At 71.1% G+C, this 21,224-nt stretch carries 16 protein-coding genes; 4 read left to right on the top strand and 12 right to left on the bottom strand.

Annotation, left to right across the window (positions count from 1 at the left end; genetic code table 11):
* Position 1: 1 nt before the first annotated feature.
* From ACFZBT_RS03830 to ACFZBT_RS03790, 9 genes are all read right to left on the bottom strand, one after another.
* Positions 2 to 1,528, bottom strand: a complete 1,527-nt coding sequence (locus ACFZBT_RS03830) for an NCS1 family nucleobase:cation symporter (RefSeq protein WP_391097991.1) — start codon at positions 1,526 to 1,528, stop codon at positions 2 to 4.
* Positions 1,529 to 1,670: 142 nt separating this feature from the next.
* Complete coding sequence (locus ACFZBT_RS03825; RefSeq protein WP_391097989.1) at positions 1,671 to 2,693, bottom strand: TIGR03842 family LLM class F420-dependent oxidoreductase; 1,023 nt, start codon at positions 2,691 to 2,693, stop codon at positions 1,671 to 1,673.
* 12 nt (positions 2,694 to 2,705) lie between these two features.
* Positions 2,706 to 4,109 (bottom strand): dihydropyrimidinase, encoded by a 1,404-nt coding sequence (gene hydA, locus ACFZBT_RS03820; protein ID WP_391097988.1) that lies wholly within the window; start codon positions 4,107 to 4,109, stop codon positions 2,706 to 2,708.
* A 76-nt stretch (positions 4,110 to 4,185) separates the two neighbouring features.
* A complete protein-coding gene (locus ACFZBT_RS03815) occupies positions 4,186 to 5,028 on the bottom strand; it encodes a nitrilase-related carbon-nitrogen hydrolase (protein WP_391097987.1) in 843 nt (280 codons plus the stop codon).
* Between the two features lie 155 nt (positions 5,029 to 5,183).
* Positions 5,184 to 6,752 carry a PucR family transcriptional regulator ligand-binding domain-containing protein gene (locus ACFZBT_RS03810; RefSeq protein ID WP_391097985.1) on the bottom strand — a complete coding sequence of 523 codons (1,569 nt, stop codon included), beginning with the start codon at positions 6,750 to 6,752 and terminating at the stop codon, positions 5,184 to 5,186.
* Between the two features lie 36 nt (positions 6,753 to 6,788).
* On the bottom strand, positions 6,789 to 8,075 hold the full coding sequence (locus ACFZBT_RS03805) for an aminotransferase class III-fold pyridoxal phosphate-dependent enzyme (RefSeq protein WP_391097983.1): 1,287 nt from the start codon (positions 8,073 to 8,075) through the stop codon (positions 6,789 to 6,791).
* Positions 8,072 to 8,914: a nitrilase-related carbon-nitrogen hydrolase gene (locus ACFZBT_RS03800; protein ID WP_391097982.1), complete on the bottom strand. Its 843-nt coding sequence runs from the start codon at positions 8,912 to 8,914 to the stop codon at positions 8,072 to 8,074. Before ACFZBT_RS03800 ends, ACFZBT_RS03805 begins: the two co-directional genes overlap by 4 nt.
* Positions 8,915 to 9,084: 170 nt before the next feature.
* Positions 9,085 to 11,202 carry a hypothetical protein gene (locus ACFZBT_RS03795; protein WP_391097980.1) on the bottom strand — a complete coding sequence of 706 codons (2,118 nt, stop codon included), beginning with the start codon at positions 11,200 to 11,202 and terminating at the stop codon, positions 9,085 to 9,087.
* Between the two features lie 112 nt (positions 11,203 to 11,314).
* Positions 11,315 to 11,566: a helix-turn-helix domain-containing protein gene (locus tag ACFZBT_RS03790; RefSeq protein ID WP_382831931.1), complete on the bottom strand. Its 252-nt coding sequence runs from the start codon at positions 11,564 to 11,566 to the stop codon at positions 11,315 to 11,317.
* Between the two features lie 33 nt (positions 11,567 to 11,599).
* Here ACFZBT_RS03790 and map point away from each other — a divergent pair, with 33 nt between their 5' ends.
* Positions 11,600 to 12,367, top strand: a complete 768-nt coding sequence (gene map / locus ACFZBT_RS03785; RefSeq protein ID WP_391097978.1) for a type I methionyl aminopeptidase — start codon at positions 11,600 to 11,602, stop codon at positions 12,365 to 12,367.
* A gap of 198 nt (positions 12,368 to 12,565) precedes the next feature.
* Entirely contained in the window at positions 12,566 to 15,097 is a 2,532-nt protein-coding gene (locus ACFZBT_RS03780) for an AAA family ATPase (RefSeq protein WP_391097977.1), read from the top strand.
* Positions 15,098 to 15,148: 51 nt separating this feature from the next.
* On the opposite strand, the gene ggt is transcribed toward ACFZBT_RS03780, so the two are convergent.
* Positions 15,149 to 16,954, bottom strand: coding sequence for a gamma-glutamyltransferase (gene ggt, locus ACFZBT_RS03775; protein WP_391097976.1), 1,806 nt, complete (start codon positions 16,952 to 16,954; stop codon positions 15,149 to 15,151).
* A gap of 104 nt (positions 16,955 to 17,058) precedes the next feature.
* On the opposite strand from ggt, the gene ACFZBT_RS03770 reads away from it, so the two are divergent.
* Positions 17,059 to 17,814, top strand: a complete 756-nt coding sequence (locus tag ACFZBT_RS03770; RefSeq protein ID WP_391097975.1) for a hypothetical protein — start codon at positions 17,059 to 17,061, stop codon at positions 17,812 to 17,814.
* Positions 17,815 to 17,930: 116 nt separating this feature from the next.
* Positions 17,931 to 19,499 (top strand): CocE/NonD family hydrolase, encoded by a 1,569-nt coding sequence (locus ACFZBT_RS03765; protein WP_391097974.1) that lies wholly within the window; start codon positions 17,931 to 17,933, stop codon positions 19,497 to 19,499.
* 224 nt (positions 19,500 to 19,723) lie between these two features.
* Here the strand turns inward: ACFZBT_RS03765 and ACFZBT_RS03760 are convergent, their stop codons facing one another.
* Positions 19,724 to 20,467, bottom strand: coding sequence for an amino acid ABC transporter ATP-binding protein (locus ACFZBT_RS03760; RefSeq protein WP_189726292.1), 744 nt, complete (start codon positions 20,465 to 20,467; stop codon positions 19,724 to 19,726).
* Positions 20,468 to 20,631: 164 nt separating this feature from the next.
* Complete coding sequence (locus ACFZBT_RS03755) at positions 20,632 to 21,039, bottom strand: DUF6278 family protein (RefSeq protein WP_391097973.1); 408 nt, start codon at positions 21,037 to 21,039, stop codon at positions 20,632 to 20,634.
* Positions 21,040 to 21,224: the final 185 nt, after the last annotated feature.

The following is a 21,224-nucleotide window of genomic DNA, read 5'->3' as shown; positions in this document are numbered from 1 at the left end:
GTCAGACCGTGCCGCGATGCCGGCCCCGCAACGCCATCAGCGCCAGGTACAGCACCATCGACGTGCCCAGGCCCACCGCCCAGCCGTAGTCGGCCAGCTCGGCCAGCGCCGGGATCGGGCGGCCGTCGATCAGCGGCTTGAAGCTCGCGCCGCCGACGGCGAGGACGCCCCCGACCACGAAGGCGACGACGGCCCGCCAGTTCCAGCCGCCCTCGTACCAGTAGCGGCCGCCCGTGCGGTACAGGTCGGCCAGGTCCAGCCGGGCGCGGCGCAGGATCCAGTAGTCGGCGATGAGGATGCCCGCGACGGTGCCGAGCAGTCCGCCGACCAGGCCGAGCCAGGTGAAGATGTAGCCCTGCGGGTCGGAGTACAGCTTCCACGGGAAGATCAGCACACCGAGGACGCAGGTGGCGAGGGCGCCGGCCCGGAAACTGATCCTGCGGGGCGCGATGTTGGAGAAGTCGAAGGCCGGTGAGACCAGGTTGGCCGCGACGTTGACGGAGAGCGTCGCCACCAGGACGGTGACCAGCGCGAAGAGCAGGCCCACCGTGCTGTCCGTCTTGGCCGCGAGCTTGACCGGGTCCCAGATCGCCTCGCCGTAGACGGCCTGCGAGCCCGAGGTGACCATCACGGACAGGAAGGCGAAGAGCGTCATGGTCGTGGGCAGACCGAGCGCCTGGCCCCGGGTCTGTGCCTTCTGGCTCTTGCCGTAGCGGGTGAAGTCGGGGATGTTCAGCGACAGCGTGGACCAGAAGCCGATCATGCCCATCAGGGCGGGCGCGAACAGCTTCCAGAAGTCGGCGCCCCAGCCGAGCTTGGAGGGCTGGTCGAAGAGCGGGCCGAAGCCGCCCGCCTTGTCGCTCATCCACCACAGCATCACGAACGCGCCGACGAGCACGAAGGGCGCCGCCCAGTTCTCGAAGCGGCGGATCGTCTCCATGCCCCGGTAGATGATGACGACCTGCAGCGCCCAGAAGATCGCGAACGACAGCCACATGGTCCAGGCGTAGCCGCCGACCTTCGCGGCGTCCGTCCAGCCGGTGCCGATGAGCTTGCCGGCGAGGAAGTAGATGGCCTCGCCGCCGATCCAGGTCTGGATGCCGAACCAGCCGCACGCCACCAACGCCCTGACGACGGCGGGCAGGTTGGCCCCGCGGATGCCGAAGGAGGCACGGGCGAAGACCGGGAAGGGGATGCCGTACTTCGGTCCGGCGTGCCCGGTGAGCAGCATCGGTATCAGCACGATGACGTTGGCCAGGGCGATGGTGAGCACCGCCTGCTTCCAGTCCATGCCGACGGCTATGAGCCCGGAGGCCAGGGTCCAGGAGGCCGTGTTGTGGGCCATGCCGACCCACAGCGCGGAGAAGTTGTACGTGGTCCAGGTGCGCTTCTCGACGGGGACCGGCAGCAGGTCCTCGTTGGCGTAGGGACCGGTCGGTGCGGGGGCGCCCGGGGCGATCTCCACCCGGCCGTCGGCGAGGGTGACTTGGGAGGTCGGCGGTGGTGCCGTGGGAGCGGTATCGGTCATGTGCCAGGCCAATCAGGGGAGGTGGGACGGGAAAGGCCATGCGGGTGACGCCGATGGGGGGTGCGCTCGGGAGCGTCCGGGGCCCCCTTCCCGGGCCGCCGGGAAGGGGGAGTTCGAGGAGAGGTGGTGCCGGGCGGGGGCGTCAGGAGTTGACGGCCGGGATGACCCGCGTCCCGTACGCGTCGATCACGGCCTCCTGCGCGTCGTGCATGTCGTAGACGGCGAACTGGTCCACGCCGAGGGCGCGCAGCGCGTTCAGCTTCTCGATGTGCCGCTCGGGCGGGCCGATCAGGCAGAACCGGTCGACGATCTCGTCGGGCACGAACTGGGTGTCGGGGTTTCCGCTGCGCCCGTGGTGGGAGTAGTCGTAGCCCTGGCGGGCCTTGATGTAGTCGGTGAGTTCGTCGGGCACCTGGGAGGAGTGCTCGCCGTACTTGGAGACCAGGTCGGCGACGTGGTTGCCGACCATGCCGCCGAACCACCGGCACTGCTCGCGCGCGTGGGCGAGCGCCTCGGGTGAGTCGTCCTCGGTGACATAGGCCGGGGCGGCCACGCAGATGGTCACCGCGTCGGGGTCCCGGCCGGCGGCGACGGCCGCGTCCTTCACGGCCTTGACCATGTACTCGGTGAGATACAGGTCGGCGAGCTGGAGGATGAACCCGTCCGCCTCCTCGCCGGTCATCTTCAGGGCCTTGGGGCCGTACGCGGCCATCCACACGGGCAGTTCGGCGCCCGGCTTGATCCAGGGGAAGCGGACGACGGTGCCGCCGCCGAGGTCGGCCTCCCCTCCGCTGCCCAGGGCCCGGATGACCTTCATGGCCTCGCTGATCCGGGCCAGGGTGTTGGGCTTGCGGCCGGCCACCCGCATCGCGGAGTCGCCGCGGCCGATGCCGCAGACCGTGCGGTTGCCGAACATGTCGTTGAGGGTGGCGAAGGTGGAGGCGGTGACCTCCCAGGTGCGGGTGCCCGGGTTGGTCACCATCGGCCCGACCTTCAGCTTGGTCGTGTTGGCCAGGATCTGGCTGTAGATCACGAACGGCTCCTGCCACAGCACGGCGGAGTCGAAGGTCCAGCCGTACGAGAAGCCGTTGCGTTCCGCGCGTTTCATCAGGCTGATCACCCGCGAGGCCGGCGGGTCGGTCTGCAGGACGAGTCCGAAGTCCATCCGCTCCACTCCCTAGTTGAGGTACTGACAGGTGGAACGCGGGGTGAAGACGCCGTGCCCGGCGTGTCCGGTGTACTCCCGCTCGGTGATGACGAGTTCGCCGCGCGAGAGGACCGTCTCGACCCGGCCGGTGGTGCGTTTGCCCTCGTACGCCGAGTAGTCGACGTTCATGTGGTGCGTCTCGGCCGACATGACCTGCTCGGCGTGCGGGTCGTAGATGACGACGTCGGCGTCGGCGCCCGGCGCGATGGTGCCCTTCTTCGGGTACATGCCGAACATCCGGGCCGGGGAGGCGCAGGCGATCTCGATCCAGCGGCGGCGGGAGATGTGCCCGTCGAGCACCGCCTGGTGGAGCAGGTCCATACGGTTCTCGACGCCCGGAAGGCCGTTGGGGATCTTGGAGAAGTCGCCGCGGCCGAGTTCCTTCTGGCCCACGAAGCAGAACGGGCAGTGGTCGGTCGAGACGACCTGGAGGTCGTTCGTGCGCAGGCCCCGCCACAGTGCCGCCTGGTGCTCCCGGGGCCTGAGCGGTGTGCTGCACACGTACTTGGCGCCCTCGAAGTCCGGCTCGGCGAGGTTGTCCGTGGACAGGAACAGGTACTGCGGGCACGTCTCGCCGAAGACGGGCAGCCCCTCGTCCCGGGCCCGGGCCAGCTCGGCGACCGCCTCCGTCGCCGAGACGTGCACGACGTACAGGGGCGCGCCGGCCACCTGCGCGAGCTTGATGGCGCGGTGGGTGGCCTCGGCCTCCAGCAGGGCCTTGCGGACCTCGCCGTGGTGGCGCGGGTCGGTCTCGCCGCGGGCCAGCGCCTGTTCGACCAGGACGTCGATCGCGATGCCGTTCTCGGCGTGCATCATGATCAGGCCGCCGTTGTCGGCGGAGCGCTGCATGGCGCGCAGGATCTGGCCGTCGTCGCTGTAGAAGACGCCCGGGTAGGCCATGAACTGCTTGAAGGAGGTGACGCCCTCCTCGACCAGGTGGTCCATCTCCTTGAGCGTGTGCTCGTTGACGTCGGAGACGATCATGTGGAAGCCGTAGTCGATGGCGCAGTTGCCGTCGGCCTTGGCGTGCCAGGCGTCCAGGCCCTCGCGGAGGCTGTGCCCGACGCTCTGCACGGCGAAGTCGACGATCGTCGTCGTGCCGCCCCAGGCGGCGGCGCGGGTGCCGGTCTCGAAGGTGTCGGAGGCGAAGGTGCCGCCGAAGGGCAGCTCCATGTGGGTGTGGGCGTCGACGCCGCCGGGGATGACGTACTTTCCGGTGGCGTCGATGACCCGGTCTGCGGTGAAGGCCTCCGCGGCGGGGGTGTTGGAGGCTGCGAGGGCGGCGATTCGACCGTCCTCGATCAGGACGTCGGCGTGTAGTTCGTCGGAGGCGGTGATGACGAGGCCGCCTCGGATGACGGTTCGGGTGCTCATGCTCTGTCGCTCCTCGCCGTTTGAACGTGACGGTTGTGTGTGGCTGGTCGCGCAGTTCCCCGCGCCCCTGGGTTCCTTACGGTGCTGTCAGAGGCCCGTACGCCCCCGGTGCCCGGTCCCGGTAGAACTGCCAGCGGTCGCGGACCTCGCGGAGTTTGGCCATGTCCAGGTCGCGGACGACCAGTTCGGGCTCCTTGTCGCTCGCGACCTCGCCGACGAACTGGGCCTCCGGGTCGACGAAGTACGAGGTGCCGTAGAAGTCGTTGTCGCCGTACTCCTCGACTCCGACCCGGTTGATCGCGCCGACGAAGTACTCGTTGGCCACGGCCGCGGCCGGCTGTTCCAGCTGCCAGAGGTAGGCCGACAGGCCGCGCGAGGTGGCGGAGGGGTTGAAGACGATCTCGGCGCCCGCGAGGCCGAGTGCCCGCCAGCCCTCCGGGAAGTGGCGGTCGTAGCAGATGTAGACGCCGACCTTGCCCACGGCCGTGTCGAAGACGGGCCAGCCGCTGTTGCCGGGGCGGAAGTAGAACTTCTCCCAGAAGCCGCGCACCTGGGGGATGTGGGTCTTGCGGTACTTGCCGAGGTAGGAGCCGTCCGCGTCGATCACGGCCGCGGTGTTGTAGAGGACGCCGGGCTGCTCCTCCTCGTACATCGGCAGGACCAGGACGATGCCCAGTTCCTTCGCGAGGGCCTGGAAGCGCCGGACGATGGGGCCCTCGGGGATCTGCTCGGCGTACTCGTAGAAGGCCGGGTCCTGGACCTGGCAGAAGTACGGTCCGTAGAACAGCTCCTGGAAGCACAGGACCTGAGCACCCTGCGCGGCCGCGTCGCGGGCCGCCTGCTCGTGGACCTGGATCATCGACTCCTTGTCGCCCGTCCAGGCGGTCTGGAAGACGGCGGCACGGATCACTCTGCTCATCGGGACCTCCGGTCGCTCGGTGTGCCGTGAGCCTAGGAAGTCGCGAAGTGGTCTTTGAGTTGCACCGTGTCACGTCTGGGGGCGTGCGGCGTGTCACCGTGTCACGCTGCCGTGGGTCCATGTTTCACCGCCGTTTTCCCAGGTGGTCACAGGTTTCACTGCTGTTGCGCGTCGTGCGCGAGGAGCGCGATGTGCACGGAGGCGGCCTGCTCGAAGTCGTCGAGGTCCACCCCGAGGCGGACCTGTATGGCTTCCAGGCGGCGGTAGAGCGCCGGGCGGGAGACGTGGTGGAGCTGGGCCGTGCGGGACTTGTTGCGGCCGGTGGCGAGGTAGGTGCGCAGGACGGACAGCAGGTCCTCGTCGCTCTCGCACAGCAGCCCGTCCAGCTCCCGCTCCGCGAAGGACTGCACCTGCGGATCGTCCCGCAGGAGACGGATCAGACCGCGCAGGTGGACGTCCTTCAGACGGACGACCGGCGGGAGGTCGAGGGCCGCCGTGGAGTCGGCGACCGCGTCCGCCACGTGCTGGGCCTCGCGCAGTCCCGCGGGTACGTCGTCCCAGACGGCCCGGGGGTCGGCGGCGGCGACGATCGTGCGGGCCTCCGACCCCGGCTCGGTCCGCAGCCTGGTCGCGAAGTGGGCGGCGAGGGCGCCCGCGTCCTGGTCGCGGGCGAGGCTGAGCAGTACGGCGGTGGCGCCGTCGGCGAGTTCGGCGACCAGGCCGGGCAGGCCCAGCAGCCGCAGCAGCCGGTCGAGGCGGCCGGTGTCGCCGTCGCGGACGACCAGCGGCACGAAGGTCCGCCGGTTGACGGGCAGTCCGGCCGCGCGGGCCCGGGGCAGCAATTGCCGTGCCGGTACGACACCGCTGACCAGGTCGGTGAGCAGGCTCTGCGCCGACTGCTCCTCCCACGAGCAGGCCGCCGTGCCGCCGAGCATGCGGTGCAGGACGAGGGCCTCGGCCGCGCGGTCGGCCAGCAGCCGCCCGGTCGCGGTGTCGCCCCGGTAGCCGCACAGCACGATGCGGCCCCAGCGCTCCCCGCGCCCGCCCAGTTCGGCCCGGATCCAGCCGTCGCCCTCGGTGCCACCGGCCTGGCGGGCGATGCGTTCCCAGTCGCGCAGGACGTCGTCGACCGCGGGCCGCTCCCCCGCCGTGCCGAGGACACGGTGGGCGAGGTTGGTGACGACGACCGGGCAGGCGCTGTGCCGGGCGACCTCGTCGAGCAGGCGTTGCAGCGGGGCGCCCGCGGTGATGAGGGCGGTGAGTTCGGTGCGGACGGCCTCGGAGAGGCTGACGGCGGCGAACTTGCGCCGCACGAGCCGTGACTGGACCTCCTCGGTGAGATCGGCGAAGGGGAAGGGCCGGTGCAGGACGACCATCGGCAGACCGCACCGCTCGGCCGCCCGGCGCATCACGTCCGGCGCGGCGGGGAAGGCGCGGCCGAGTCCGAGGACGACGGCGGCGGCCTCCGCGCGGTGCAGCGACCGGACGTACTCGGCCTGCTTGTCCTCGTCACCGGCGAGCAGCACGCCGGTGGTGAGGACCATCTCGCCGCCGCTGAGCATCACACCGACGTCGGCGGCCTCGGCGACGTGCACCCAGCGCACCGGCCGGTCCAGGTGCCTCGCCCCGGCCACCACCTCGGGCTCCCCGGCGAGCACCCGCTCCAGAGTGAGGACCTGCCGGACCGACAGGGCGGGTTCCCAGGTGTCCGGGGTGGTGGCCATGGCGACTTCCCTTGCGTCAATTGCCTCGGTGCGCTGCTATCGGATGCTCCTCAGAGCGTTCTCGAGGATCTCGGCGCCCTCCTCGGCCTCCGCGACGTTGAGGGACAGCGGCGGGGCGACCCGCAGACAGCTGGTGTTGTGGCCACCGCCCTTGCCGAGCAGCAGGCCGCCCTCGCGGGCTGCCTCCAGGACGGCCGTGGCGGCCTGCGGATCGGCCTCGTCGGTGCCGGGCTTGGTCACCTCGATGCCGATCATCAGGCCGCGCCCGCGGACCTCCCGTACGGCGGGCACCTGCGCGGCGGCGGACCGCAACCGCTCGATGAGCAGGCCGCCGACGCGCCGCGCGTTGCCCTGGAGGTCGTGTTCCACGAGGTAGTTGAGGTTGGCGAGGCCCGCCGCCATGGTGATCTGGGTGCCGCCGAACGTGGAGATGCTGTTGGAGTCCAGGCAGTTCATGATCTCGGAGCGGGCGACGACTCCGCCGATGGACATGCCGTTGCCGATGCCCTTGGCGAAGGTCATGATGTCCGGCGGTCCGTTGCGCCCGTGGGCCTGCCAGCCCCAGAAGTGCTCGCCGGTGCGGCCCCAGCCGGTCTGCACCTCGTCGGCGATCCACAGGATGCCGCGCTCGTTCAGCACCTCGCGGAAGGCGGCGTACAGCCCGTCCGGCGGTGAGGTGAAGCCGCCGACGCCCTGGATGGGCTCGGCGATCAGCGCGGCCGGCGGGCGGGTGTGGCCGAGCAGGTCCTCCAGGTCCTCGACGCAGGCCGCGATGAACTCGGCGTCGCTCAGGGCCGCGTAGGGGCCGCGGGTGCGCACACCGCCGTGCACGTAGAGCGTCTGCAGCGGGGACAGCGAGGTCGGGGACCAGCCGCTGTTGCCGGTGATGCCGACCGAGCTGAAGGAGCGGCCGTGGTAGCTGTTGCGCATCGCCAGGACCGTGTTGCTGCGCCGGTACGTGGTGGCCAGCAGCAGGGCGGTGTCGTTGGCCTCGGTACCGGACGTGGTGAAGAAGACCCGGGCGTCCGGGATGCCGCTCAACTGGGCGATGCGCTCGGCGAGTTCGATCATCTGCCGGTTGAGGTACAGGGTCGAGGAGTGGATGATCCGCGCGGACTGCTCGCTCACCGCCTTGGTGATCTCGGGCAGCGCGTGGGCGGTCATCGTGGTGAGGATGCCGCCGAAGAAGTCGAGGTACCGGTTGCCCTGGGCGTCCCAGACGTGGCGGCCCTCGCCGTGGGTGATCTCGATGGGCTCCTCGTAGTAGAGGGCGAGCCAGTCGGGGAGCACGGTCCGGTGGCGGCCCAGCAGGTCGTCGGTCACGGTCGCACCAGCCCTTCGTAGGCGTCGGGGCGGCGGTCGCGGTAGAAGGCCCACTGCTGCCGCACGTCCTCGACGAGGCCGAGGTCCAGGTCGCGGACGAGGAGCTCCTCCTTGCTGTCGCTGGCGACGTCGCCGACGAACTGTCCGCGCGGGTCGACGAAGTACGACGTCCCGTAGAAGTCGTTGTCCCCGTACTCCTCCTGGCCCACGCGGTTGATCGCGGCGACGAAGTACTCGTTGGCGACGGCCGCGGCGGGCTGCTCCAGCCGCCACAGGTGGGACGACAGGCCCCGGTGGGTGGCGGAGGGGTTGTAGACCAGCTGGGCGCCCCTCAGGCCGAGCTCGCGCCAGCCCTCCGGGAAGTGGCGGTCGTAGCAGATGTAGACGCCGACCTTGCCGACGGCGGTGTCGAAGACGGGCCAGCCGAGGTTGCCGGGTTTGAAGTAGTACTTCTCCCAGAAGCCCTTGACCTGCGGGATGTGGTGCTTGCGGTACTTGCCGAGGTAGCTGCCGTCGGAGTCGATCACGGCCGCCGTGTTGTAGTAGAAGCCGGACTGCTCGACCTCGAACACCGGCACGACGATCACCATGCCGGTCTCGCGTGCGAGCGCCCGCATGCGCTGGACGGTCGGGCCGTCCGGGACGGGCTCGGCCCAGCGGTAGTGCTCGGGCTCCTGGACCTGACAGAAGTAGGGGCTGTTGAAGACTTCCTGGAAGCCGATGATCTGCGCGCCCCGGCGGGCCGCCTCGCGGGCGTGCTCCTCGTGTTTCGCCACCATGGACTCGGTGTCGCCGGTCCAGGTGGCCTGGACCAGAGCGGCACGTACGACGTTGGCCATGAGCTGCTCCTTCGACGCGACGTCTGCGTCTCTACGCCCGTAGAAACGGGCCGTAGAGCCACGAACGTAAGCCTCCGGCTCGGGCTTGCCAAGACCATCGTCCCCAACCCGCTGGCCGGAGCGCGATTCGCACTCCTGTGGGTGAGTCGCGCTGGGCACGGCGGCGCCGGTCAGGCGGGGAATCCGGCGACCCGGAGCGCGTGCACGAGATCCCAGCGACGCTCGTCCGACACACCCTGCGCGGCTGCCAGCAGAAGCGGTACGAGGCGCCGCGGATCAGGCTCGGCGCTACGAGCGGCCTCCTCGGGGGTGCGGGCTCTGACGTACGCGTCGAGCAGCGCGCGCACCTCGCGGTGACGGCCCTCGGCGGCCAGCCCGAGGACGGCCGCACCGACCTCGGCCGGGGGCCGGGCGACGCCCTGCCGCAGGATCTGCTGCCCGTCGCCCACGCGCCCTGCCGCGCTCAGCGCGTCCGCCGCTGCGACCAGCCGCCCCGCGGGCAGCGAGGCGGCCTCCCACAGCAGGGTCTGCCAGTCCGCGCCCAGACCGGCCCGCTCCAGCTCGCCCGCGAGCAGCGGGAACCGGGCGGGGGCCGAGGAGGTCAGCTCGACCAGCAGCACATGCGCCTCCCCGCTGCGCCCCTCGGCACGCAGCCGTGCCAGTGTCTCGACGGTCCTCGCGACCTCCGTCCGGTCCGCCGCGCCGCCTGCCGCACCCTGCGGCTCCACGGCGTGCTGAGCCTCGCCTTCTTCGGCGGCCCCGGCGAACCGCGCGCCGCCCCGGGTGCGGCCGGTCACGGGGGCGGGCTCGGGCAGCGTCGGTACGGCCGCGGGCGGCACGACGACGGGCGCGGCCTCCTCCTCGTCCATCCCGGCGAACCGGGCACCGCCGCGCCGGCGTTTGCGCTGCTTGGGCGTGAGCGGTTGCGGGGCCGGGGGCTCGGAGGCCGGAACCGGGGCGGGAACGGCCCCGCCCGCCGGATGCTTCCGGGCGTCCCGCTCCGGCTCCGGGCCGGCGTCCGCGTGCCGGGTGTCGTGCCGACCGGCCGTGCCGGACGGCGTCTGCTGCTGGGCGGAGTGCCACGGCGCGGCGGGCGCCCCGGGGCCGTACGGACCGCCCGGGGCACTCTGAGCCCCGGCAGCCGCCCTTCCGTCGCCGTACCCACGGACACCGCCCTCGGCCGCGTCACCACCACCCTCGGCCGCCCGGGATCCGCCCCCGACCGCACCAGCCCCGAACTCCGCTCCGCCTGCCGCCGGCCTCGCGCCACCGAACACATCCGCCGACCCGCTCGGTCCTGCGCCGTACGCGCGGACATCACCCGCGCCCCCAGCACCCCCGAGCGCGCCGCCATCCTCAGCCGCACCGCCGCCGGACGCCCAGGATCCGCCCCCGACCGCACCAGCCCCGAACCCCGGTCCGCCTGCCACCGACCTCGCGCCACCGAACACATCAGCCCGCCTGCTCGGGCCGGCGCCGCCACGCGGAGCATCCGTCGGCGCCCCGCCGCCGGACACCGCCGCAGACGCCCCTGGCTCCGGCCCACCACGCGCACCCCCGGCAGCCCCTGGCGCCTCCCCGCCCCGCACGCTCCCGGCATCCCCGGTGGCTTCCCCACCACGCACACCCTCGGATCGCCCCGAAGCAACTCCACCGCCCCCGGCCCAGGCCCCTACCCCGCTGCCGAAGACCCCCGGCGTCCCCTCACTCCTCGCACCCGGGACGCCCCCCGGCCCGGCCGCCGCACCCCGCCCCTCGAAGAAGGCGGCGGCGCCGCGGTCGTGGTCGTCCAGGCGGGACATCCGGTCGCGCAACTCCGCGCAGCGCGCCGTCGCGCGTTCGTGGTCGTCCTGGGCCCAGGCAAGGTCGAGGCGGAGGGTGTCGGCCTGTTCGCGGGTGAGGGCCGAGGCGAGGAGGCGGGCCAGGTCCGCCTGGCGTTCGGCGGCGTACTTCTGCTCGCGGAGCATGACGTCCAGCCGGTCCCCGAGGGCGTCGCGGCCCCCCGGCCGGGCGTCGTACGCGGCGAGCGCGGCGGCATGAAGGGACCGGGCGTGCTCTGTCTCCGGGCCCACGCCGCCGGGACCGTACTGCCCGGCGAGGTCCTGCAGCAGCGCCTCCACCACGTCCCAGGGCGGCACCTCCTGCCCGTCGAGGCAGGCCCGCATGCCCTCCGGGTCGCGCTGCCAGAACACGGCGCACCAGCCGCCGGACGCATCCAGGCGCGCCAGCAGACCGTCCAGGTAGTTCGCGAACTCCCGGACCCTGCCCGGGAGTTGATCCGCTGCCATCGCTCAACTCCCGCCAGACCGGAGCGCTCCGCCCAGTAGGCAACACCAGTCGTGTTACGGGAGTGCTACGGGGAGTTTTCGCGCGCGACGCGGGCGCCTCAGTGCCAGGACGTCAGACCGGTGCAGGCGCGCACCGCTGCGCCACTTCGTCCATGGACAGCCCGAGCACGCCGGCCAGCGCGGCCACCGTGAAGAAGGCCGGGGTGGGGGCCCGTCCGGTCTCGATCTTCCGGAGGGTCTCGGCGGAGATGCCCGCGTTCGCGGCGATCTCCGTCATGCTCCGGTCGCCACGCGCCTCACGCAGCAGCCGGCCCAGCCGTTCGCCGCGTTCGCGCTCTTCGGGGGTGAGAGGGGTGCGCACCATGCCCCCCATTCTAATACCGGTATAGTAATTGGCATGGTGGAACTCAAGACCGACACATCGATCGATGCCATGTACGAGGCGGGCCAGGTCGTCGCCCGCGCCCTGACGGCAGCGCGCCAGGCCGCCCACGTGGGCGTCTCCCTGCTGGAACTGGACGAGGTGGCGCACGACGTGCTGCGCGAGGCGGGCGCGACCTCGCCGTTCCTGGGGTACCGTCCGTCCTTCGCGCCGACCCCGTTCCCCGCCGTCCTGTGCGCCTCGGTCAACGACGCGATCGTGCACGGCGTCCCGGGCCCCTACCGCCTGCGCGACGGTGACCTCGTGTCCCTGGACTTCGGCGCCGAACTGGGCGGCTGGGTCGGCGACTCGGCCCTCAGTTTCATCGTCGGCACCCCGCGCAAGGGCGATCCGCGCCTGGTCGAGACCGCCGAGCGGGCCCTCGCCGCGGGCATCGAGGCGGCCGTCGTGGGCAACCGCGTCGGCGACATCGCCCACGCGATCGGCACGGTGTGCCGCGGCGCCGGTTACGGCATCCCGGACGGCTTCGGCGGCCACGGCATCGGCCGCCGCATGCACGAGGACCCCGGGGTGCCGAACGAGGGCCGGCCGGGACGGGGCATGCGCCTGCGGCACGGCATGGTGCTGGCGATCGAGCCCATGGTCATCGGGGGCGGCACGGACGCCTACCACGCGGCACCCGACGGCTGGACCCTGAAGACGAACGACGGCTCCCGCGCGGCCCACGCGGAGCACACGGTGGCGATCACGGATTCCGGACCGAGGATCCTGACGGCACGCTGAACCACGCCACCCGCGTGCCCGATACCCCGAATCCTCCTGAAACGCCCCAAAGGTGCTCGCCGACCACGATCGTGCGAAGGTGTTCTACGAGCGCGCCCCAGGTGTAACCGGCTGCCACCCGGGTTACCCGGCCCCGGCACGTCGACCAGCGAGGGTGTCCCCCGCCCGGGCGCCGGGGACGCCGGGAACGGAAGGCCCATGAGCAGCGGCTTCACCAGCCCGGAGGGCTACGGCTCGGATCCCTTCGGAGAATTCCTCGCACGCTTCTTCGGCGGACCGCGTCCGGGCCCCCGGCAGATCGACCTCGGGCGGCTGCTCAGCCAGCCGGCCCGGGAGCTCGTGCGCGGTGCCGCGCAGTACGCCGCCGAGCACGGCAGCCGGGACCTCGACACGGAGCATCTGCTGCGGGCGGCGCTCGCCACCGAGCCCACCCGGACCCTGCTCAGCAAGGCCGGAGCCAATCCCGACTCGCTGGCGTCGCAGATCGACGACCGGTCGGGCCCGGCCCAGCACGGCCCCGAGGACGCGCCGCCGCCGACCGCGCTGTCCCTCACCCCGGCCGCCAAGCGGGCGCTGCTGGACGCGCACGACATGGCCCGGGCCCGCGGCTACGGCTACATCGGCCCGGAGCACGTGCTCAGCGCCCTGGCCTCGAACCCCGACTCGGCCGCCGGGCACATCCTGAACGCGGCCCGCTTCGCGCCCTCCGCCCCGCCCGAGGCACCGGAGGTCCCGCAGGCCGAGCGGCCGCGCCCGACGAACACGCCGACCCTGGACAAGTACGGCCGCGACCTCACCGAACTGGCCCGGCAGGGGCGTATCGACCCGGTGATCGGCCGGGACGAGGAGATCGAGCAGACCGTCGAGGTCCTCTCCCGCCGCGGCAAGAACAACCCGGTGCTGATCGGTGACGCGGGGGTCGGCAAGACCGCCGTCGTGGAGGGGCTGGCGCAGCGCGTCTCCGAGGGGGACGTGCCCGACATACTGATCGGGCGCCGCGTGGTCGCCCTGGACCTGACGGGCGTCGTCGCGGGCACCCGCTACCGGGGTGACTTCGAGGAGCGGATGAACAACATCGTCAGTGAGATCCGGTCCCACTCGGAGCAGTTGATCATCTTCATCGACGAGCTGCACACGGTCGTGGGCGCCGGTTCCGGTGGCGGCGACGGCAGTTCGCTGGACGCCGGCAACATCCTCAAACCGGCCCTCGCCCGCGGCGAGCTGCACATCGTCGGCGCCACCACGCTGGAGGAGTACCGCCGGATCGAGAAGGACGCCGCGCTGGCCCGCCGCTTCCAGCCGATCATGGTCCCGGAGCCGACCGCCGCGGACACGATCGAGATCCTGCGTGGCCTGCGGGACCGCTACGAGGCCCACCACCAGGTCCGCTACACCGACGAGGCGCTGGTGGCGGCCGTGGAGCTGTCGGACCGCTATCTCACCGACCGCCGCCTGCCGGACAAGGCCATCGACCTCATCGACCAGGCCGGTGCCCGGGTGCGGCTGCGGGCCCGGACCAAGGGCACGGACGTACGGGCCCTGGAGCGGGAGCTGGAGCAACTGACCCTGGACAAGGATCAGGCGGTCGCGGACGAGCAGTACGAGCAGGCCACCCAGTTGCGCGACCGGATCGTGGACGTGAAGCAGCGGATCGCCCAGGCCGGCGGCGAGAGCGAGATCGACGAGGGCCAGGACCTCGTCGTCGAGGCCGAGTCGATCGCCGAGGTGGTGTCACGCCAGACCGGCATCCCGGTGAGCAGCCTCACCCAGGAGGAGAAGGACCGGCTGCTCGGCCTGGAGGAGCATCTGCACCAGCGGGTGGTCGGCCAGGACGAGGCCGTACGGGTCGTCTCCGACGCCGTGCTGCGCTCCCGGGCCGGCCTGGCCAGCCCCGACCGGCCGATCGGCAGCTTCCTCTTCCTCGGCCCGACCGGGGTCGGCAAGACCGAACTGGCCCGGGCGCTCGCCGAGGCGCTGTTCGGCAGCGAGGACCGCATGGTCCGCCTCGACATGAGCGAGTACCAGGAGCGGCACACCGTCAGCCGCCTGGTCGGCGCCCCGCCCGGCTATGTCGGCCACGAGGAGGCCGGCCAGCTCACCGAGGTCGTCCGCCGCCACCCGTACTCCCTCCTTCTTCTCGACGAGGTGGAGAAGGCGCACCCGGACGTCTTCAACATCCTGCTCCAGGTCCTCGACGACGGCCGGCTGACCGACTCCCAGGGCCGCACGGTGGACTTCACCAACACCGTCATCGTGATGACCAGCAACCTCGGCTCCGAGGCGATCACCCGCCGCGGCGCCACGATGGGCTTCGCGCCGGGCGGCGACGACGCGGACGAGGAGGCCCGGCGCGAGCAGATCCTGCGCCCGCTGCGCGAGCACTTCCGCCCCGAGTTCCTCAACCGCATCGACGAGATCGTCGTCTTCCGCCAGCTCACCACGGAACAGCTGCGCCGGATCACCAACCTCCTGCTGGACCGCACCCGTTCCCTCGTCCAGGACAAGGGCATCACGGTGACCTTCACCGACCGGGCGGTGGAATGGCTGGCCGACCACGGCTACCAGCCGGAGTACGGCGCCCGCCCGCTGCGCCGCACGATCCAGCGCGAGGTGGACAACGAGCTGTCCCGGCTGTTGCTGGATGGCAGGGTGGAGGAGAACGGCCGGGTGACGGTGGACGTGGAGGACGGCCACTTGGCCTTCAAGACGCAGGGTTCAGCAACGCCCTGAAAGGGGCGCGGGGAACTGCGCGACCAGCCCCCACGCACCCGCACCCGGCACTCAACGCGAAGGCCGCACCACCATCGCCGACCCCCCACCCCGCCGTACCTTCTCAGCGGCTGCCAGCCACTTCCCGTCCGGCAGCCGCTGCACAGCCGTAGCCGCACCGATCTCCGGATTGGCCTTGAACGAGTGCCCGATCGCCTCAAGCTGCTTCCGCAACTCGGCGTTGCCGTACAGCCCCGGCTCCAGCTCGGTCTGCGCGGCATTCCGCTGACTGGCCCGAGGCGCGGCGATCGCGTCGACCAACGGCAACCCCCGGTCGACGAACCCGGTCAGCGTCTGCAGAACGGTCGTGATGATCGTCGCCCCACCCGGCGACCCCAGCGCCACCACCGGCTTGTCGTGCCGGTCGAGCACGATCGTCGGCGAGATCGACGACCGGGGCCGCTTCCCCGGCCCGGGCAGGTTCGGGTCGTGCACGGCGGGGTTCGCCGGCGTGAAGGAGAAGTCCGTCAGCTCGTTGTTGAGGATGAACCCCCGCCCCGGCACGGTGATCCCGCTGCCGCCGGTCTGCTCGATGGTGAGCGTGTAGGCGACGACGTTGCCCCACTTGTCGGCCACCGTCAGATGCGTGGTGCTGTCACCCTCATACGTCGTCGGAGCGGCCTTGCCGCCGGAGCCGCAGCGCGCCGGGTTGCGCGGGTCCCCCGGCGCCACCGGACTCGTGAGCACCGCGTCGTCCTTGATCAGGCACTCGCGCGAGTCCGCGAACCGCTGCGACAGCAGCTCCTTCGTCGGCACGTCCTCGAACGCGGGGTCGCCCACCCACCGCCCCCGGTCGGCGAACGCGATCCGGCTCGCCTCGATGAAGCGGTGCAGGTACTTCGCCTTGCTCGCCTTCGACAGGTCGGTCCGCTCCAGGATGTTGAGCGCCTCGCCGACCGTCGTGCCGCCGGAGGACGACGGCGCCATGGAGTAGACGCCGAGGCCCCGGTACGAGGTCCTGGTGGGTGCCTGGAGCTTGGTGCGGTAGGCGGCCAGGTCCCTGACGGACAGGTCGCCGGGGCGGGCGTTCCAGCCGGAGGCCGGGTCTACGGGCGGCTTGTCGACCGTGTCGACGATCTCCCGGCCCAGGCCGCCTCGGTAGAGCGCGCCGACGCCCTTGCTCCCCAGTTCCGCGTAGGTGCGGGCGAGGTCGGGGTTCTTGAAGGTGGAGCCTACGACCGGGAGCCGCCCGCCGGGCAGGAACAGCTCGGCGGTGTCCGGGAAGTAGCGGAAGCGGGTCTCGTTGGACGCCGTCTGCGAACGGAAGGTCTCGTCGACCCTGAAACCGTCGCGCGCCAGCCGCTCGGCCGGCTTCAGGACGCTCGCGAGCCGCTTGCTGCCCCACTGGTCCAGTGCCGTCTGCCAGGTGGCGGGCGTGCCGGGCGTGCCGACGCTCAGGCCGCTGCTGACGGCCTCGGCGAACGGGATGGGCTTGCCGTTCTCGGTGAACAGATTCTTGTCGGCGGACAGCGGAGCGGTCTCGCGGCCGTCGATGGTGCGCACCTTGCGGGACTTGGCGTCGTAGTAGACGAAGTAGCCGCCCCCGCCGATGCCGGCGGAGTAGGGCTCGGTGACACCGAGCGCGGCGGCCGTGGCGACGGCCGCGTCGACGGCGTTGCCGCCCTTGCGCAGGACCTCGATCCCGGCGGCCGAAGCGTCAGGGTCGACGCTGGAGACAGCGCCGCCGTATCCGACGGCCAGTGGGGTTTTCTCACCCCCGTCGCTCTGCGCGGCGGGTGGCGCGGACGCCCCCACCGACACCACCACGGCGGCCGAAACCGCCAGGACCGCCAGATTCCGTGCGACAGGGCGACGCATCCGCACCTCCAGTCAAAAGCCGTCCGCGCAGCTTAATTCATGGCCCTGGTCGCGTCAGGCACGCGTCGAACACCGGTGCGTCGGGCCCGCTAGCATGCGCGCCCATGAATGACGACGTGCGCAACATCGTTCTGGGTGTGGTCGCGGCGGGGATCAGCGCCGCGCTGGGCTGGCTCGCCCGTACGTTTCTGTGGAAGCGGAAACTCCGGCGCAAGCAGGCCTTCTTCGGGCTGCCCGAGAACTCCGAGTCGCTCCTGGTCGTCAACCGTGACCCGGCCGCCACCGAGCCGGCGGTGCACCGCTTCGACGTGTACGCGCTCCTGGAACTCTCCGCCCTGATCAAGAGCTGCGGGGCGCACCTCCACGTGGTCACCCAGGACTCGGCCCATCAGGGCTTCGGTGAGCGTACCGAGTTCTGCGTCGGCGGCCCGGGGTCCAACCGGCGCATGATGGCGCACATGGCGGCCATGCTGCCCGGCGTGCGCGTCAACATCGACGCCGAACCAGGGCCGGACCGGGGCGCCTTCCAGATCGGCGACGAGCGCTACCGCCTCGATCCGGGCATCACGGAGTACGTCCTGCTGGCACGGCTCACCGCCGGCGACCGCCGCGACGCGCGTCCCGTGTTCCTCTTCTGCGGTCAGCGGGCCATCACCAACCAGGCCGCCACCCGCTACCTCGCCCGCAACCACGAGCGGCTGGCCCGCAAGCACGGCGATTCCTTCGTGCTGCTGCTGAAGGTGATCAACTCGCAGGCTTATGGCCCGGACGTCGTCGAACTGGTGGAGGACGTGACACGGGCGGCACAGAGCCCGCTGCCCGCGCCCGCCGCTCCACGCAACAGCCACCGGGCCTCCTGAAGTCCTCCACTTCTCAACAATCGTTACTGGCACGTAACTTACCGACGGGTTACCACTGGTAAGGGGCCGAGGTTACCGTCTGGTCACTTTGCACTTACACGAGTGAGGAGTGACCCGTGGGACACACCCGTAAGGCCCTGCGCACCACCGCCGTAGGCGCCGTCTCGGCCGCTCTGGTCGCCGGCACAGCCCTCGGACTCGCCCCCACCGCACAGGCGGCCCCGAACCCCGTCCGCTTCGTCGACATCACCGGTGACGGCGGCACCGTCCTCAAGGCCAACGTCGTCACCCCGGCCGGGGCCGACGGCACGCGCCGCTACCCGCTGCTCGTCATGCCCACGAGCTGGGGCCTGCCCCAGGTCGAGTATCTGGCCCAGGCACAGAAACTCGCCGACTCCGGGTACGTCGTGGTCACGTACAACGTGCGCGGCTTCTGGCAGTCGGGCGGCGAGATAGAAGTCGCGGGCCCACCCGACATCGCCGACGCCTCGAAGGTCATCGACTGGGCGATCGCGAACACCCCCTCGGACGCCGGGCACATCGGCATGGCGGGCGTCTCCTACGGCGCCGGCATCAGCCTGCTCACCGCCGCGCAGGACAAGCGCGTCAAGGCGGTCGCCTCGCTGAGCGGCTGGGCGGACCTGATCGACTCCATCTACGCCGGACGCACCCAGCACCTCCAGGCGTCCGCCCTGCTGGACGGCGCCAGCATCGTGACGGGCCGGCAGAGCGCCGAACTCCGGCAGACCTTCGACGACTTCTACGCTTCCAACCTGGCGAAGGAGCCGGAGCTGATCGCCTGGGGGAAGAAACGTTCCGCTGCGACCTATGTCGACCAGATCAACAAGAACGGCGCGGCGATCATGCTCGCCAACGCCTGGGGCGACTCGATCTTCCCGCCCAACCAGTACGCCGACTTCTACGAGAAGCTGACCGGCCCGAAGCGGCTGGAGATGCGGCCGGGAGACCACGCGACCGCAGAGATGACCGGCCTGTTCGGGCTGCCCAACGACGTGTGGAAGGACACCGCACGCTGGTTCGACCACTACCTCAGGGGCGAGGACAACGGCATCGACCGCGAGCAGCCCGTCCAGCTCAAGTCCCGCTCCTCGGGCGGCTACGAGGGCTATCCGGACTGGAAGTCGGTCGCCGCGACCGACCGGAAGATCGCTCTCGGGGGCACGACCACCATCCGCGCGAACGTGAACTCGGGGGCGGACGGCGGAGTCGTCTTCCTGTCCAGCATCCTCGACCAGGTGGCCCAGCTGCCCCCGATGGCCTCGATCCCGCTGCTCCCCCGCCGCTGGGCCGCCGTCTGGCAGTCGGAGAAGTACACACAGGCTCAGCAGGTGCGCGGCACCGCGAAGTTGCACACGACCCTCACCCCGACCAAGGAGAGCGGCACCCTCGTCGCCTATCTCTACGACGTGGGGCCGCTCGGCCTCGGCAAGCTGGTCTCCAACGCGCCGTACACCTTCCACGGGCGCACCCCCGGAAAGCCGTTCGGCGTCGACCTGGAGCTGTACTCCACGGCCTACGACGTCCCGGCCGGGCATCGCCTCGCCCTGGTCGTCGACACGGTCGACCCGCTCTACATCGAGCACAACCCGTCCGGCGCGCAGCTGACCTTCTCCTCGCCTGCGAACGACCCGTCGTACGTGTCGGTCCCGCTGCGCGAGCAGTGATCTCCGGCTGCCGCCGGACGGGCCTGGCCGATGTGAACCGCCGCCCCCCGTGGCCGGAAGGGCCGTGGGGGCCGCACCCGGCGGGAACGCCCCGCGGACCGGGCCGGCGGTGTGTTCACCCCCGGCGGGATCGGCGGGCTTCGGCGAAGTCCCCCTCTCCGACAGGGATGAAGGGCACATCGTAGTCGAGGTCCGATCCGATGAGCCGTCCGGTGCCCGCCCGTTCAGTGCTTGAGGATCTTGGAGAGGAAGTCCTTGGCGCGGTCGCTGGTGGGGTTGGTGAAGAACTCGTCGGGGGTGCGGTCCTCGACGATCCCGCCGTCGGCCATGAAGACGACGCGGTTGGCGGCCGAGCGGGCGAAGCCCATCTCGTGCGTGACGACGATCATGGTCATGCCGTCGCGGGCCAGTTGCTTCATGACCTCCAGCACCTCGTTGATCATCTCCGGGTCGAGGGCCGAGGTCGGCTCGTCGAAGAGCATCGCCTTGGGCTCCATGGCCAGGGCGCGGGCGATGGCCACGCGCTGCTGCTGGCCGCCGGAGAGCTGCGCCGGGTACTTGTCCGCCTGGTCGGCGACGCCGACCCGGTCGAGGAGTTCCCGGGAGCGCTTGTCGGCGTCCTCCTTCTTGCGCCCGCGCACCTTGATCTGCCCCAGGGAGAGGTTCTGCAGGACGGTCTTGTGGGCGAAGAGGTTGAACGCCTGGAAGACCATGCCGACGTCGGCGCGCAGCCGGGCCAGAGGCTTGCCCTCCTCGGGCAGCGGCTGTCCGTCGAGGACGATCGTCCCCGACTCGATGGTCTCCAGCCGGTTGATCGCCCGGCACAGTGTCGACTTTCCCGACCCCGAGGGGCCGATGACCACGACCACCTCCCCCTTGCCGACGGTGAGGTTGATGTCCCGCAGGACATGCAGCTCCCCGAAGTGCTTGTTGACGTCACGCAGCTCGATCAGCGGATCTACGGCCATACTCAGCCCTACTCACTCTCAGCTGTGTGGTGGTTGCCGCAACGTATCCAGGCAAGATCGGACTTGTCGGGCGACACGCACTTTTCGATCATTAGCCGTATTTACATCGCACTTTGGGTCAAAGGGTACGACCACGGGTGCGGTCATGGGTACGGCCGTGGGCCTCACGACTCCGCGACTTCCGCGTACAGCTGCGACAGCTCGGGCACGCCGTAAGCGGCCCACTCGTGCCCGGAGGCCACGACGTCGAACTCCCTGCCGGAGGTGAGCCGCACGACGGGCTGGCCGTCGGAACGGATCTCCCAGGCGGCTCCCGGCACGGTGCGCACGATGACGGTGCCCAGGTAGAGCCCGGCGTCGTTGCCGAGCCAGGCCAGGGTCTCCTCGTCGTCCCGCCAGCGTGGCAGCAGCTGGTCCAGCGCCTCCAGTGAGGCCGCCGAGTCGTCCAGCCGGACCCCCGCCCGGGACGCCTGGGAGCGGAGCAGTTCGCACTCGGCGAGCAGGTCCGCGATGCCCGCGGGGTCGGGGAACCCGACCTTCTGGCGCCGGTTGCCCAGGAAAGGGATGTTCATACGTCCAGCGTGTCATTCGTACCGCCGTACGCACCACAGGCGCGCGGGCCGTCGCTGACGGTCGAGTTCACGCCGAGTTCGCGCATGGCGCGTTGACGAGTCCCTGTTGTCTCCCTAGCTTCACCGTGCGTCTTGCGTCTCGGCCTTCGTGGTGTCTTCTGTTCCGTCCGTGCGTTCGGTGTTGT

Source organism: Streptomyces sp. NPDC008137 (assembly GCF_042957035.1).
Taxonomy (GTDB): Bacteria; Actinomycetota; Actinomycetes; order Streptomycetales; family Streptomycetaceae; genus Streptomyces.
The sequence above is the reverse complement of the archived record's forward strand: the minus strand, read 5'-3'. Positions and strand labels throughout refer to the sequence as shown.